The sequence below is a fragment of the Nocardioides marinus genome (genome assembly GCF_013408145.1).
Lineage (GTDB): Bacteria > Actinomycetota > Actinomycetes > Propionibacteriales > Nocardioidaceae > Nocardioides > Nocardioides marinus.
Genome location: NZ_JACBZI010000001.1, coordinates 1,868,835 through 1,882,106 on the forward strand (window position 1 = coordinate 1,868,835; position 13,272 = coordinate 1,882,106).

15 protein-coding genes are annotated in these 13,272 nt (G+C 74.1%); 6 read left to right on the top strand and 9 right to left on the bottom strand.

Annotated elements, in window-relative coordinates:
• Nucleotides 1–1,236 carry a uroporphyrinogen-III C-methyltransferase gene (gene cobA / locus BKA05_RS08880; RefSeq protein WP_179531116.1) on the bottom strand — a complete coding sequence of 412 codons (1,236 nt, stop codon included), beginning with the start codon at nucleotides 1,234–1,236 and terminating at the stop codon, nucleotides 1–3.
• 84 nt (nucleotides 1,237–1,320) lie between these two features.
• Here cobA and BKA05_RS08885 point away from each other — a divergent pair, with 84 nt between their 5' ends.
• On the top strand, nucleotides 1,321–1,851 hold the full coding sequence (locus tag BKA05_RS08885; protein ID WP_179531117.1) for a YbhB/YbcL family Raf kinase inhibitor-like protein: 531 nt from the start codon (nucleotides 1,321–1,323) through the stop codon (nucleotides 1,849–1,851).
• On the opposite strand, the gene BKA05_RS08890 is transcribed toward BKA05_RS08885, so the two are convergent.
• From BKA05_RS08890 to BKA05_RS20285, 3 genes are read right to left on the bottom strand one after another with little or no spacing between them, the layout of a single operon-like run.
• Nucleotides 1,805–2,764: a hypothetical protein gene (locus tag BKA05_RS08890; protein WP_179531118.1), complete on the bottom strand. Its 960-nt coding sequence runs from the start codon at nucleotides 2,762–2,764 to the stop codon at nucleotides 1,805–1,807. The two genes, BKA05_RS08885 and BKA05_RS08890, sit on opposite strands and share 47 nt — an antisense overlap.
• Nucleotides 2,757–3,473 carry a class F sortase gene (locus BKA05_RS08895; RefSeq protein WP_343045580.1) on the bottom strand — a complete coding sequence of 239 codons (717 nt, stop codon included), beginning with the start codon at nucleotides 3,471–3,473 and terminating at the stop codon, nucleotides 2,757–2,759. The genes BKA05_RS08890 and BKA05_RS08895 overlap by 8 nt, the downstream gene beginning before the upstream one ends.
• A gap of 58 nt (nucleotides 3,474–3,531) precedes the next feature.
• The gene (locus BKA05_RS20285; protein ID WP_179531119.1) at nucleotides 3,532–4,629 is read right to left on the bottom strand and encodes a SpoIIE family protein phosphatase; all 1,098 of its coding nucleotides are present in this window, start codon (nucleotides 4,627–4,629) and stop codon (nucleotides 3,532–3,534) included.
• Nucleotides 4,630–4,709: 80 nt separating this feature from the next.
• Here BKA05_RS20285 and BKA05_RS08905 point away from each other — a divergent pair, with 80 nt between their 5' ends.
• The 3 genes from BKA05_RS08905 to BKA05_RS08915 are packed head-to-tail and all read left to right on the top strand — an operon-like array spanning nucleotide 4,710 to nucleotide 7,002.
• A complete protein-coding gene (locus tag BKA05_RS08905; RefSeq protein ID WP_179531120.1) occupies nucleotides 4,710–5,525 on the top strand; it encodes a glycerophosphodiester phosphodiesterase family protein in 816 nt (271 codons plus the stop codon).
• Complete coding sequence (locus BKA05_RS08910) at nucleotides 5,522–6,499, top strand: alpha/beta fold hydrolase (RefSeq protein ID WP_179531121.1); 978 nt, start codon at nucleotides 5,522–5,524, stop codon at nucleotides 6,497–6,499. The genes BKA05_RS08905 and BKA05_RS08910 overlap by 4 nt, the downstream gene beginning before the upstream one ends.
• Before the next feature lie 56 nt (nucleotides 6,500–6,555).
• Nucleotides 6,556–7,002 carry a DUF4267 domain-containing protein gene (locus BKA05_RS08915; protein ID WP_179531122.1) on the top strand — a complete coding sequence of 149 codons (447 nt, stop codon included), beginning with the start codon at nucleotides 6,556–6,558 and terminating at the stop codon, nucleotides 7,000–7,002.
• 90 nt (nucleotides 7,003–7,092) lie between these two features.
• Here the strand turns inward: BKA05_RS08915 and BKA05_RS08920 are convergent, their stop codons facing one another.
• The 3 genes from BKA05_RS08920 to BKA05_RS08930 form a co-directional block, all read right to left on the bottom strand.
• Nucleotides 7,093–8,196 carry an SPFH domain-containing protein gene (locus BKA05_RS08920; protein WP_179531123.1) on the bottom strand — a complete coding sequence of 368 codons (1,104 nt, stop codon included), beginning with the start codon at nucleotides 8,194–8,196 and terminating at the stop codon, nucleotides 7,093–7,095.
• A 71-nt stretch (nucleotides 8,197–8,267) separates the two neighbouring features.
• Nucleotides 8,268–8,768, bottom strand: a complete 501-nt coding sequence (locus BKA05_RS08925) for an NfeD family protein (protein ID WP_179531124.1) — start codon at nucleotides 8,766–8,768, stop codon at nucleotides 8,268–8,270.
• 41 nt (nucleotides 8,769–8,809) lie between these two features.
• Nucleotides 8,810–9,604, bottom strand: a complete 795-nt coding sequence (locus BKA05_RS08930) for an ABC transporter ATP-binding protein (RefSeq protein WP_179531125.1) — start codon at nucleotides 9,602–9,604, stop codon at nucleotides 8,810–8,812.
• Nucleotides 9,605–9,676: 72 nt separating this feature from the next.
• Between BKA05_RS08930 and BKA05_RS08935 the strand changes: the two genes are divergently transcribed.
• Nucleotides 9,677–10,438, top strand: coding sequence for a hypothetical protein (locus BKA05_RS08935; RefSeq protein ID WP_179531126.1), 762 nt, complete (start codon nucleotides 9,677–9,679; stop codon nucleotides 10,436–10,438).
• 34 nt (nucleotides 10,439–10,472) lie between these two features.
• On the top strand, nucleotides 10,473–11,714 hold the full coding sequence (gene serB / locus BKA05_RS08940) for a phosphoserine phosphatase SerB (protein ID WP_179531127.1): 1,242 nt from the start codon (nucleotides 10,473–10,475) through the stop codon (nucleotides 11,712–11,714).
• A gap of 180 nt (nucleotides 11,715–11,894) precedes the next feature.
• Here the strand turns inward: serB and BKA05_RS08945 are convergent, their stop codons facing one another.
• On the bottom strand, nucleotides 11,895–12,434 hold the full coding sequence (locus tag BKA05_RS08945; RefSeq protein WP_343045581.1) for a SixA phosphatase family protein: 540 nt from the start codon (nucleotides 12,432–12,434) through the stop codon (nucleotides 11,895–11,897).
• A gap of 57 nt (nucleotides 12,435–12,491) precedes the next feature.
• Nucleotides 12,492–13,271 carry an enoyl-ACP reductase FabI gene (gene fabI / locus BKA05_RS08950; RefSeq protein WP_179531128.1) on the bottom strand — a complete coding sequence of 260 codons (780 nt, stop codon included), beginning with the start codon at nucleotides 13,269–13,271 and terminating at the stop codon, nucleotides 12,492–12,494.
• Between the last annotated feature and the right edge of the window lies 1 nt (nucleotide 13,272).

Below are 13,272 nucleotides of genomic sequence, written 5' to 3' on the forward strand. Positions count from 1 at the left end.
TCACCCCCGCCCGTAATGACCGGGACGGGCCACGGCGACGACGTCCCCAACGACGATGATGGCCGGCGGCCGGACCCCGTGCTCGGCGAGGTCGTCGGCGAGGGTGGCCAGCGTCGACAGCACGGTGCGCTCCCCCGGCATCGTGCCCTCCTGGACCACCGCGACCGGCGTCGTCGGCCCCCGGCCACCGGCGAGCAGCGCCTCGGCGATGGCCGGGGCGTTCTCGACGGCCATCAGCAGTACCACGGTGCCCCGCATGCGCGCCACGGCGTCCCAGGCGACCAGGGAGTCGGGGTGACCGGGCGGCAGGTGCCCCGAGATGACGGTGAACTCGTGGGCGACACCGCGGTGCGTCACCGGGATGCCCACGGAGGCAGGCACCGCGATGGACGAGGTGAGCCCCGGGACGACCGAGACCGGCACGCCGGCTGCCTGGCAGGCCAGCACCTCCTCGTAGCCCCGGCCGAAGACGAAGCCGTCCCCGCCCTTGAAGCGCACCACCCGCTTGCCCTCGCGGGCCCGGGCCACGATGACGTCGTTGATGGCCTCCTGGGTGGCGGATCGGCCGCGCGGCAGCTTGGCCACGTCGACCAGCTCGACGTGTGCGGGCAGCTCGTCGAGCAGCTCGCGCGGCGCCAGCCGGTCGGCGACCACGACGTCAGCGGAGGCCAGGGCGTGGCGGGCGGCGACCGTCGCGAGCTCCGGGTCCCCGGGCCCGCCGCCGACCAGGACCACGCCCGGGGTGGTGTCCAGGGTGGTCCGGGCGGTCAGCGTGCCGTCGCGCAGCGCGGTCATGATCTCGTCGCGGACGCCGGCCGACTTCCGGGGCTCGCGGTTGGCCAGGACCGCGACGGTGAGCCCGCCGTGCCGGCCGACGGCGGGGGTCCAGGCGGTGCCCCCGGCGGCGTCGTCGGCCCGGACGCAGAAGATGCGTCGACGCTCGCACTCCTCCGAGACCAGGGCGTTGGTCACCGGGTCGTCGGTCGCCGCGACGACGTACCACGCGTCCTCGAGGTCGGCGACCTCGAAGCGGCGCTGCAGCCAGGTGACCTCCCCGGCCAGTCCCTCCAGAGCAGGGGTCACCTCGGGGGAGACCAGCAGCACGTCGGCGCCCGCCCCGATCAGGGCCGGCACGCGGCGCTGCGCGACGTGACCACCGCCCACCACGACGACCCGGCGTCCGGCCAGGCGCAGTCCGACGGGGTACGGCGGGGCGTCCGTGTGGTCTCCGAGCATGCCCCCATCCTCCCGCGGCCGGGCCCGCTCGCTCGCAGTGCCCGGGTGGTGGTCCACGGGTCGGCACCGGGCTAGGTTCGCGCTATGACGTCCCTGGAGCGACCTGTCAGCCCGAACCCGTACGACCTGCTGCCGGCCGTGCCGTCCTTCGCCGTCCGCAGCGACGACGTGACCGACGGCCAGCCGCTGGGCCCGGCCCAGGTGGCCGCCGAGGGCAACACCTCACCGCACCTGTCGTGGGAGCCCGGCCCGGAGGGCACCAAGAGCTACACCTTGACCTGCTTCGACCCCGACGCCCCCACGCCCAGCGGCTTCTGGCACTGGGTCCTGGTCGACCTGCCGGCCGACTGCACCGAGCTGCCCGCCGGGGTCGGTGCCGAGGACGCGGACCTCCCGGGCTCGGCCTTCATGTGCCGCAACGACGGCGGGCCGAAGGCGTTCATGGGCGCCGCTCCGCCGGAGGGCGACCAGGTGCACCGCTACTTCTTCGTGGTGCACGCCGTGACCGAGGACAGCCTCGGCGTCGACTCGGACGCGAGCCCCGCGGTGGTGTCGTTCAACCTGGCCTTCAAGACCGCAGGGCGCGCGATCCTCCACGGGACCTACCAGCACTGAGACCTCCGTCCGGTGCCACCCGCGTGGCCTCGACACGCAGCCAGGCCGCGGCCCGCGGGTCGCACCGCGACTCGTCGGTGAGCCAGTCGACGCAGGGCGCCCAGGACGCCACCGTGCCGGCTGCCACGTCCGCGGCGGCGGCGAGGGCCAGCGCGGCCGCGCCGGGCAACGGCTCCTGGGCCCCGGTCCCCTCGCGCATCCGTGCCGCAGCGTCCTGCAGTGCGGGCTCGGGGAGCACCGCGGTGCGCGTGGCCCGCAGCCGGGCCGCGGCGTCGGGCAGCGACCCGGCGGCGTCGGCGCCGCAGGCGGCACGCAGCTCCCCGGCCAGGTCGTCGAGGTGTCGTTCGAGCAGCCAGCTCGGCATCCCGCGCGCCGCCAGCACCCGGGCCAGCCACAGGACCTGTCCGACGCAGCCGTCGACCGGCAGGTCGGCGAGCGTGACCAGCCAGGCAGAGTCGGTCCCGGCGAAGCGGGCACCGCGGTCGGCGTACCGCGCGCGGTAGTACGGCTCGGCCTCGAACGTGCGGTGGGCCGCGCGCACGGCGGCCCGCAGCCGCTCGGCGTCGGTCGTGACGGAGTGGTGGCCGGCGTCGCGGTGGGAGGTGCCGGCGTCCGGGGTGCGGCCCAGCCTGTTCCGTGCGAGCGCGTCGGCGACCCGCGCCCAGGCCCGCCGGACCTCGACGAGGGTGGCTCCGGACGCCTCGCCCTGCACCAGCAGGCGCAGGGCGCCGGGCCGCTCCTCGCCACTGACGAGGCTGACCCGCTCGACCGAGACCACCGCCGCCCACTGCGGCGGCGAGGTGACCGGGCCGGTACGGTCCCGATCGGCCTCGGCGAGCAGCAGGTCGAGGACCGCCGGGTCGGGCAGCTCCGGGTCGGGCAGCTCCGGGTCGGGCAGGTGACCGTCAGCCACGGGCTGTCCCCCCGTCGTCGGCCACGGGCAGCGCGGTCACCACGACGTTGGACAGGTAGCGCGTGCCGTCCCAGTCCTCGCAGGTGAGCAGCACCAGGCGACCGTCCACCTCCTGGCTGAACAGCTCGGCCGCCCGTCGGGCCAGGGCGCCCTTGCGGTAGACCTCGACGTCCTCCACCCGGTAGGTCTCCGTGCGCTCGCGACGCTCCTCCCCCGTCCCACGGTGGCTGTGCACGTGGACCTCGTCCCCGCGACGGAGGGTCTCCAGGTCGTCGAGCGCGCCTCCGCCGGTGTGCACGGTGTGCCCCACCACCAGGGCGCTGCCGGTCTCCGCGCCCGGGCGGGCCCCGTCGGCCCACCACCCCAGCACCTGCGGGTCGGCGGGCGGCACGAGCGTGCGGTCCGGCGCGGTGATCGGGCGGATCGGAGCGTCCACGTCCAGCGCCGGTACGACCAGGCGGTCCGGGGACCCCGGACGGGCGGCGGCGTACGTCGCGTCCCGGGTCGTGTCGACACCGGGCGGGACCGAGGGCGTGCTGCTCGGCGGGGCGGGCACGGGGGCGGCGGGCGTGGGAGCCTCACCACCCCGGCTCGACAGGACGGCGATCACGACGACGGCGAGGAGCACCGCCAGCCCGCCACCGGCCCACGCCAGCAGGGCGCGGCGTCGCGGCAGGCGTGCGAGGAGCCTGGGAGGAGCAGGGGGCACCTGTCCACTGTGCCCGATGGACGGTCGCCGACACCCGTCAGCGCGCGTGACGGGGCCCTCACGGCTCTGCGCGGCGGTGCAGGACCAGGACGGCGCGATCGTCGTCGCCGCTGGGGACCTTGCGCAGCACTCGGCGGCTGGCGCCCTCGAACCCGTCGGCCACGGCGGTGGCCGCGGTGCTGCAGAGCCACTCGATCCCGGCGTCGATGTCCACGCGGGGGCGCTCGACCACGCCGTCGGTGTAGAAGAGCAGTCCGTCGCCGGGCGCGAGGACACCGGTGCTGTGGTGCAGCTCGGGCCGGACCTGGACACCCAATGCCGTGCCCCGGGCCGAGTCGGGGGTCCACCGCCGATCGGCGTGGTCCCACACCAGTGCGGGCGGGTGGCCCGCCGAGTGCAGCTCGTACCCGCCGGTGTGCAGGTCCACCAGGACGTGCACGGCGGTCGCGAAGGTCTCGTCGGAGTCCTGGCGCAGCAGGAAGTCGTTGGCTGCCTCGACGAGGGCGACCGGTGGCAACGCCCCGATGAGCCCACCGAGGGCGCCGGCGAACTGCAGGGCGTCGGTGCCGGCGGCCACCCCCTTGCCGACCACGTCGACCAGCACCATCTCCAGCTGCCCGCGCGCCTCATCGAGTCGGGCCACCATGAAGTCCCCGGCGTACCCGACGTCGTGGGCGGCCACCATGGCCGTCTCGCAGTGCCACCCGTCGGGCAGCGGCGGGACGGTCCCCTGGCGTTGGAGCCGGTCCCGCAGGTCCGCGAGCATGGCGCCGCCGAGCGGCACCGGCAGCCCGGACCGCTGCTGCCGGGACTGGTAGAGGATCAGCGCCCCTCCCAGCGCCAGCGCGACCATTCCCGAGGCACGGGCGCTGCCGAACTCGCCGTCGTGGACCCCGTCGACCACGGCCAGTGCGAGCGCCCCCAGCACCGTGTAGGCGACCAGCACGGAGAGCTGGCGGTGCTTGAGCAGCAGCATGCCCAGGACGAGCCACACGAAGTAGGTGCTGACCGGCATCACCGAGTAGAACGGCAGCGAGATCGCGAAGCAGACGGTGACGAGGACGAGCAGCAGGGCCAGGACGATCCACTGGCTGCGCGAGGTGCCGCTGCGCCACTCACCGACGAGGGTGTGGCTGCTCCGGGGACGTGGGGGCACGGGTCGAACCCTAGGCGCTCGGGCCCGGCGCCGTGGTCCGGACGACACGCCGCCCGCCGCGCGCACTAGGCTCGCGGCCCGTGCCGGTGCGACGCAGGACCCACGACCCCGTGCTCGTGAGCGCGCACCGCTGCGGGGCCGGGCAGGACCGAGAGCTCGAGAACACCCGCCCGGCGCTGGACCGGGCGCTGGCCCTCGCCGTGGACTTCGTGGAGTTCGACGTCCAGCGCTGCGCCGACGACACCTTCGTGCTCTACCACGACGACGAGGTCGACGTCGGCGGTCGACGTACGCCGCTGGCCGACCTCACCGTCGCCCGGGTGGAGCAGCTGGTCGGGCCGCTGCTGCGCTACGAGGAGGTGCTGGCCGCGCTGGCCGGCACCCGCCGCGCCCACATCGACCTCAAGCTGACCTCACCCTCGACGGCCTACACCGACCCGGCCGGCACCCACGAGGTGCGCGCGGCTCGACGTGCCGTGGAGGTCCTGGGCGCCGAGAACATCATCGTGACCACGCTCGAGGACGCCTCGGTCCGCGCCGTGCGCGACTGGGCCGACGGCGAGGGACTCGACCTGCTCGTGGGGCTGTCGCTGGGGCGCAGCGTGAAGGGGCTGCCGGTGGTGCGGCAGCTGCGCACCCGGTGGTCCGAGCTGCGACCGCACCTGCGGCTGTCGGGCTCGCGCGCGAACCTCGTGGTCGCCAAGCACACCCTCGCACGGCTGGGCGTCGCGGCCTACGCCCGCCGACGGGGCCTCCCGCTGCTGGTGTGGACCGTCGACACCGAGCGGTCCCTTCGCTACTGGATGCGCCCGGGCCGGGCCTGGCTGGTGACCAGCAACCGCCCCGAGGTGGCCCTGCGGGTCCGGGAGCGCTCGGCTGCCAGGATGGCCCCGTGACCCCTCGCCAGGACCACGACACCACCCAGCCGCGCACCGACGTCCTCGGCCCGCCGTGGGAGGCGGAGACCCTCGAGCTCGGCCACGACGAGGAGGGACCGGTCGTCGCGACCCTGGTCTCCCGCCGTGCCGCCGACCCCACCGGTCGTGCCGTGCTGCACGTGCACGGGTTCGCCGACTACTTCTTCCAGGTCGAGTACGCCGCGTGGTGGCTGGAGCGGGGCTACGACTTCTACGCGCTCGACCTGCGCAAGTACGGCCGGTCCCTGCTCCCTGGGCAGACCGCCAACCACGTCACGGACCTCGCGGTCTACGACGAGGAGCTCGACGCCGCCTGGAGCCTGATCACCGGGCGGGACGACCACGACCACGTGGTCGTCTCGGCGCACTCGACCGGAGGCCTGACCCTCCCCCTGTGGCTGGACCGTCGGCGCCCGGAGGCCCTGGCGGGCGTCGTGCTCAACTCGCCGTGGCTGGACCTGCAGGGCAGCGCCCTGCTGCGCACCATCGGCACGCTGGTGCTCAAGGAGCTCGGCCGCCGCCGCCCGCGCCAGGAGATCAAGCGGGAGGTCAACGGGCTCTACGGCCGCTCCCTGCACCGCGACCACGACGGCGAGTGGGACTTCGACCTCGCGTGGAAGCCACTGGAGTCCTTCCGGGTCCACGCCGGCTGGCTCCGGGCGGTCCGTGAGGGCCACGCCAGGCTCCAGCAGGGCCTCGACGTGCCTGCGCCCGTGCTCGTGCTGTCCTCGGACCGCTCCAGCCTGCCGGAGGAGATGGGCGAGGACGTCCACGTCACCGACGTCGTCCTCGAGGTGCCGCAGATCCGGCGCTGGGCCACGGCCGTCGGGGCGCACGTCACCTACGTCGCCGTCCCCGGGGCGCGGCACGACGTCGTGCTCTCCCGCCGCCCCTCCCGGGAGCGGGTCTACGCCGAGCTCGATCGGTGGCACGCGGCGTACGTCGCCGACTGAGGGACGCACGGCGACTCCTCCCCCACACCCCTGGCCGAGATGGCTAAGGTCGCTGCATGAACCCTGTGACCGGACTCTCCCTGGGCCGCATCGTCATCGGCGCCGCGTCGGTGGCCAACCCCACGATGGTGACCAAGGCCTTCGGCCTCGACGTGGAGGCGAACCCGCAGACCACGTTCATGACCCGGCTCTTCGGTGCGCGCGAGATCGCGCTCGGTGCCGCCACGCTCGTCGCCTCGGGCAGGGGCCGCACCGGCCTGGTGCTGCTGGGCGTCGGTGTCGACGGCGCCGACGCCTACGCCGGGTACGTCGGCCCCAAGGCCGACGGCATCGACCCCAAGGCCGGGATGCTCATGACCGGCGTGGCCGGCGGTGCAGTGCTCTCGGGGCTGCTCGGCCTCCTCGCCCGCGGCGGCTCCCAGGCGGCCAAGGCCACGAAGGCGACCACCAAGGCCAGCAAGAAGGCTGCCAAGAAGGCGAGCAAGAGGGCCGGCAAGAAGTAGCCAGGAGGCAGGCGGAGCCTGAGCGCTCCCCCAGCGGACGCAGACGGCCCGCACCCCGGTGGGGTGCGGGCCGTCGCTCGTCACGGTCGATCAGGCCGGCGGGTCCTCCCCGGCACCCTCGGCTGCGCCTCCCGCGGGCCGGCGCGGGTTCGCGGCGCGCTGGGCCTCCCGGATCGCCTCCTGCACCGCGTCCCCGGCCGCGGACCTGCCCGGCTCGGCGGGCACCGACGGCTCGGTGGGGCCCATGTCGACCCGCTTGGCCGGGCCGTCGGTCTCGGTGGGGATGCCCTGCAGGTTGTTCATCGTCGAGCCCAGGCCCTCCAGTGCCTTGCCGATCTCGCTGGGCACGATCCACACCTTGTTGGCATCGCCCTCGGCGATGCGCGGCATCATCTGGAGGTACTGGTAGGCCAGCAGCGACTGGTCGGGGCGGCCGTCGTGGATGGCCTGGAACACCGTCTGGATGGCCTGGCCCTCGCCCTGGGCCCGCAGGATCTGCGACTCCCGGTCGGCCTGGGCCCGCAGGATCTGCGACTCCCGGTCACCCTCGGCGGTGAGGATCGCCGACTGCTTCTGGCCCTCGGCGGTGAGGATCGCCGACTGCCGCTGGCCCTCCGCGGTGAGGATCAGCGCACGCTTGTCGCGGTCCGCGCGCATCTGCTTCTCCATCGAGTCCTTGATCGACGGCGGCGGGTCGATGCCCTTGAGCTCGACCCGGTTGACCCGCACGCCCCACTTGCCGGTCGCCTCGTCGAGGACGCCGCGCAGCCGGGTGTTGATCTCGTCGCGGCTGGTGAGGGTCTCCTCGAGGTCCATGCCACCCACGATGTTGCGCAGCGTGGTCATGGTCAGCTGCTCGATGGCCTGGATGTAGTTGGCGATCTCGTAGGTCGCGGCCACCGGGTCGGTGACCTGGAAGTAGATGACGGTGTCGATCGAGACGACGAGGTTGTCCTCGGTGATCACCGGCTGCGGGGGGAAGCTCACGACCTGCTCACGCATGTCGATGACGTAGCGGACCTTGTCGATGAACGGCACGACGACGTTGAGGCCGGGGTTCAGCGTGGTGCGGTACTTGCCGAACCGCTCGACGATGCCGGCGCGGGCCTGCGGCACGATCCGGATCGTCTTGGCCAGCACGGTCAGGACGAACAGGAAGATCAGTGCGAGCAGGATCAAGATCGCGAGACCCATGGTGCTCCTTCGTGTGGACGGTCGGGGGGCGACCCCGGTCGTGCGGGGGGGGTCTGTCGGGGGTCTGGGGGTCAGGCGTGGGGCCCGGCCGGCGGCGCCGGGGGTGCCGGCGGCGGCAGCGGGTCGCCGGTGGGGTGGACGTAGGCCGTCGCGCCGCGGATCTCCAGCACCTCGACGGTCTCGCCGGGCTCGATCACCAGGTGCTCGTCGTACGGCGCGGCCGACCAGACGTCACCGGAGAGGCGGACCCGGCCGGACTGGGTGGCGGTGATCTGCGCCGTCACGACGCCCTGGGTGCCGATCAGCTTGCCCGTGCCCAGCCGCAGCTCGGGGCCGCCGTGGAGGCGGGCCACCAGGCGCGGGCGGAGCAGGGTGAGCGTGGCCAGGGACATCCCCATCGCGACCAGAACCTGCACCGCCACGTGCGCGTCGAAGGCACCGGCGACCATGCCGCCCATCGCACCGACGGCCAGCATCATGAAGATGAGGTCCAGGCTGAACATCTCGGCCACCCCGAACGCGGCGGCGAGGCCGAGCCATGCCGCCCACGCGTGGTCGTTCAGCCAGTCCATGACCCGACCCTACAAGGCCGGGACACGACGGCCCCGTGCCCTCATCGGGCGCGGGTGCGGCGTCGCGCCGCCCACCGGCCGTCCTCGTGGCTGACGGTCAGCGGCATGCCGAAGGTGGCCGAGAGGTGTTGCTCGGTGATGGTCTGGTCGAGGAGGCCGGCCGCCACGACCCTGCCCTGGCGCAGCATGAGGGCGTGCGTGAAGCCCGGCGGGATCTCCTCGACGTGGTGGGAGACCAGCACGGTCGCCGGTGAGTCCGGGTCGTAGGCCAGCATCGAGAGCGTCGAGACGAGGTCCTCGCGGCCGCCCAGGTCCAGGCCCGCGGCCGGCTCGTCGAGGAGCAGCAGCTCGGGGTCGCTCATCAGCGCACGGGCGATCTGCACGCGCTTGCGCTCGCCCTCGCTCAGGGTGCCGAAGGTGCGCGGTGCGAGGTGCTTGGCGCCGAGCTCGCGCAGCAGCGACTCGGCGCGGTCGTGGTCGAGGTCGTCGTACATCTCACGCCAGCGGCCGAGCACGCCGTAGGCCGCCGAGACGACGACGTCGTGGACCGTCTCGTGCCGGGGGATCCGTTCGGCCAGCGCCGCGCTGGTCAGACCGATGCGCGGGCGCAGCTCGAAGACGTCGACCGACCCGAGCCGCTCCTCCAGCACGTGGACCGAGCCCTGGGTGGGGAACAGCTGCGCCGAGGCGATCTGCAGCAGGGTCGTCTTGCCAGCACCGTTGGGACCCAGCACGACCCAGCGCTCGTCCTCCTCCACGGTCCAGCTGACGCGGTCGAGGAGGACGGAGTCCCCACGGCGCACGGTGACGTCGACGAGGTCCAGAACCGCTGCCATGGCGTCACCCTAACCAGCCCTGGCACCGGTCGGCGCTCCCCCGCCGGGGACCGCCGCGTAGCCTCTGGCGCCGTGAGCCAGCTGCTGCCCGCCTCCACCCGCCTCGCCTGGTGGGGCACCGCGTGGTGGGGCGGCCACGTCGTCACGGACCTCCTGCTCGACGAGGTCGTGGGCGACGACGTCACCCACGCGGTCGCGGGCCTGGCGGCGCTGGGGCTCGGCGGCTCCGAGGACGTCTCCGAGACCCTCCTGGGTGGCCTCGCCCGGCTGCGGACGGAGGGCGTGGCGACCATCGGCGCGGCCTTCCCGGTGGAGGGCGATCCCGTGGGGCTCGGGGGGCCACCGGACTTCAACCGGGCGGCCATCGAGGCCGGCGAGGCGGTCGTGGTGACCCTGCAGGACGCCACGGCGGTGGGGCTGGTGCCCGAGCGGGTCGGCCCGACCACCACCTGGGTGGCCCACCGCGCGGTACGCCGCCAGCTGCCCGACGTCGGAGAGGCCGACCGCGGCCTGCGCTCGGCGCTGCTCCACAGCGCGGACGCCCTAGCCGCCCTGGAGGTGGCCCGGTGGCGACCCGAGGTCGCGGACCGGCTGACCGACCTGCGTCACCGCGCACCGGTCGCGGCGCCGCCGGGCGTGCCCGAGCGCTGCGTGGCCCTCGCGGCCAGGGCGCTGCACGCCCTGGAGGTCGTCGAGCTCGCGCTCGAGGACGACGGCGGGGCGGTCTCCCTGCACGAGCTCACCCGGCGGGAGCAGGCGATCCTCCCGCTGGGCACCGCGGCACGCCGGGCCCTGGTGGCGGCCAGCTCGCCCGAGGTCTGGCCGCCGCAGTGAGGCCGGGCGGCGGCACCGATAGCCTCGTGCCGCGATGAGCACCCCAGACCAGTCACGCCCGGACCGGGCGCCGCGACCCGAGACCCTGCTGATCACGCTGACCGGCCGCGAGCGTCCCGGGGTGACCTCGGCCGTCTTCGCCACCCTGGGCCGGGCCGGTGTCGAGGTCGTCGACCTCGAGCAGATCGTGCTGCGCCGCCGCCTCATCCTGGGCCTGCTCGTGACCGCGCCCGCCGACGTGCAGGGCCTGCGACAGGACCTCCAGGCGACGGCCGACGAGCTGGCGATGACCCTGGAGGTCGAGCCCGGCAGCGGCGACACCACTCAGCCGTCCCACGGCCGGGCGCACGTCACCGTCCTGGGCACCCCGCTGACCGCGGAGGCGATGGCGGCCGTGGCCGGCCGGATCGCCGACGCCGGCGCCAACATCGACCGCATCGAGCGGATGGCGCGCTACCCCGTCACCGCCCTGGACCTCCACGTCTCCGGGGCCGCACCGGACGCCCTGCGCGCCGAGCTGGCCGCCGAGGCCGCCCGGCAGGGCATCGACGTCGCAGTGCAGCCCGCCGACCTGCTGCGCCGCGGGATGCGGCTGATCGTCATGGACGTGGACTCCACGCTCATCCAGGGCGAGGTCATCGAGATGATCGCCGCGCACGCCGGCTGCGAGGCCGAGGTCGCGGAGGTGACCGAGCGGGCCATGCGCGGCGAGCTCGACTTCGAGGAGTCCCTGCGCTCCCGCGTGGCCCTGCTCGAGGGCGTCCCGGCGTCGGCGCTGCACGAGGTCTACGACTCCATCCAGCTCGCCCCGGGCGCCCGGACCATGGTGCGGACCCTGCGCCGCCTCGGGTACCGCTTCGCGATCGTCTCCGGGGGCTTCAGCCAGATCACCGACCGGCTCGCGGTGGAGCTGGGCATCCACTTCACCCGGGCCAACGAGCTGGAGATCGTCGACGGGCGGTTGACCGGACGCATCGTCGGTCGCGTCGTCGACCGGGCCGGCAAGGCCGAGGCCCTGCGGGAGTTCGCGGCCGAGGTGGGTGTCGACGTGGCCTCCACGATCGCGATCGGCGACGGCGCCAACGACCTGGACATGCTGGCGGCCGCCGGCCTGGGCATCGCCTACAACGCCAAGCCGGCCGTCCGGGACGCCGCGGACACGGCGGTGAACGTGCCGTACCTCGACACGATCATGTACCTCCTGGGCATCTCCCGCGAGGAGATCGAGGCCGCCGACAGCGCCGCCGGCGTCACCACCCCCGCTCCCCCGGTCTGACCCCCGCCGAGCCGGCGTATCAATGCGCCGGCTCGACCCGTCCCACTCGCCGAACCGGCGTATCAATGCGCCGGCTCGACCCGTCCCACTCGCCGAGCCGGCGTATCAATGCGCCGGCTCGACCCGTCCCACTCGCCGAGCCGGCGCATCCTCCCGGGAGTTCGCGCCGGCTCGACCTGCTCAGGCGCGCGGGACGTGGTGGGCGCGGATGGTGCCGCCCTGCTCGTCGAGGTCGGCCCAGTCGCCGGTGAGGTCGAAGACGGTCATCGCGCTGGTCGGGTAGCCCATCACCAGCGCGTTGGACGCGTCCTCGTCCCCGTCGCCGTCGTCCAGGAGCTGGGCGAGGTAGCCCATGGTCGGGTTGTGCCCGATCACCAGCAGCGCCAGCGCGTCCTCGGGCACCTCGCGCACGAGGTCCAGCGCCGTCTCCGGGCCGGCCTCGTAGAGGGTGTCGTTCTCGTCGGTCTCGATGGTGTCGGCGTCCCAGCCGGCCCCGTCGGCCACCGCGGCCCAGGTCTCCCGGGTGCGCAACGCGGACGAGACCAGCACGTGGTCGGGCACGAAGCCCTGCGCCACCAGCCACCGGCCGGCCAGGGCACCCTCCTCCACGCCACGGTCGGCGAGGTGCCGGTCGAAGTCGGAGGGGCCGTGCTGCTCGGCCTTGGCGTGACGCATCACGACGATCTGGCGCGGGGTGTCCTTGCGGGCAGTGTCGGGCACGCGCCCAATCTTGCAGGCCGGGCGGGCCGGCTCAAGGCAGGGGTGGCTGGTCGGGCCTCAGGCGCCCATGGCGTGGAAGCCGCCGTCGACGTGCACGATCTCGCCGGTGGTGGCGGGGAAGAAGTCCGAGAGCAGGGCGCACACGGCCCTGGCCGTCGGCTCTTGGTCGGTGTTGTCCCAGCCCAGCGGGGCGCGCGTGGACCACATGTCCTCCAGGTCGGTGAAGCCGGGGATCGCCTTGGCCGCGAGCGTGCGCAACGGGCCGGCGGAGACCAGGTTGACCCGGATGCCGTCGGGTCCCAGGTCGCGTGCGAGGTAGCGCGAGCAGGACTCCAGCCCGGCCTTCGCCACGCCCATCCAGTCGTAGGCCGGCCAGGCCACCGTGGCGTCGAAGGTCAGACCGACCACCGAACCGCCCTCGCCCATCAGCGGGCGGCAGGCGGTCGCCAGCGACTTCAGGGAGTACGCCGAGACCTGGACGGCCTGGGCGACGTCCTCCCACGGGCCATCGAGGAACTTCCCGCCCAGCAGCGTCTCCGGGTTGCCGTAGGCGATGGAGTGGACGACGCCGTCCAGGTGCGCGTCGGCGCCCAGGTGCTCGCGCACGAGGTCGGGCAACCGCTCGAGGTGCGCGGGGTCGGTGACGTCGAGCTCGAGGACCGCCGGCTCCACCGGCAGCCGCTTGGCGATGCGGCGGGTGATGCCCAGGGCACGCCCGAAGTTGGAGATGAGGACCGTGGCCCCCTGCTCCTGCGCGACCTTTGCGGTCGCGAACCCGATGGAGGAGTCCATCGTCACGCCCGCCACCAGGATCGTCTTGCCGTCGAGGATGCCCATC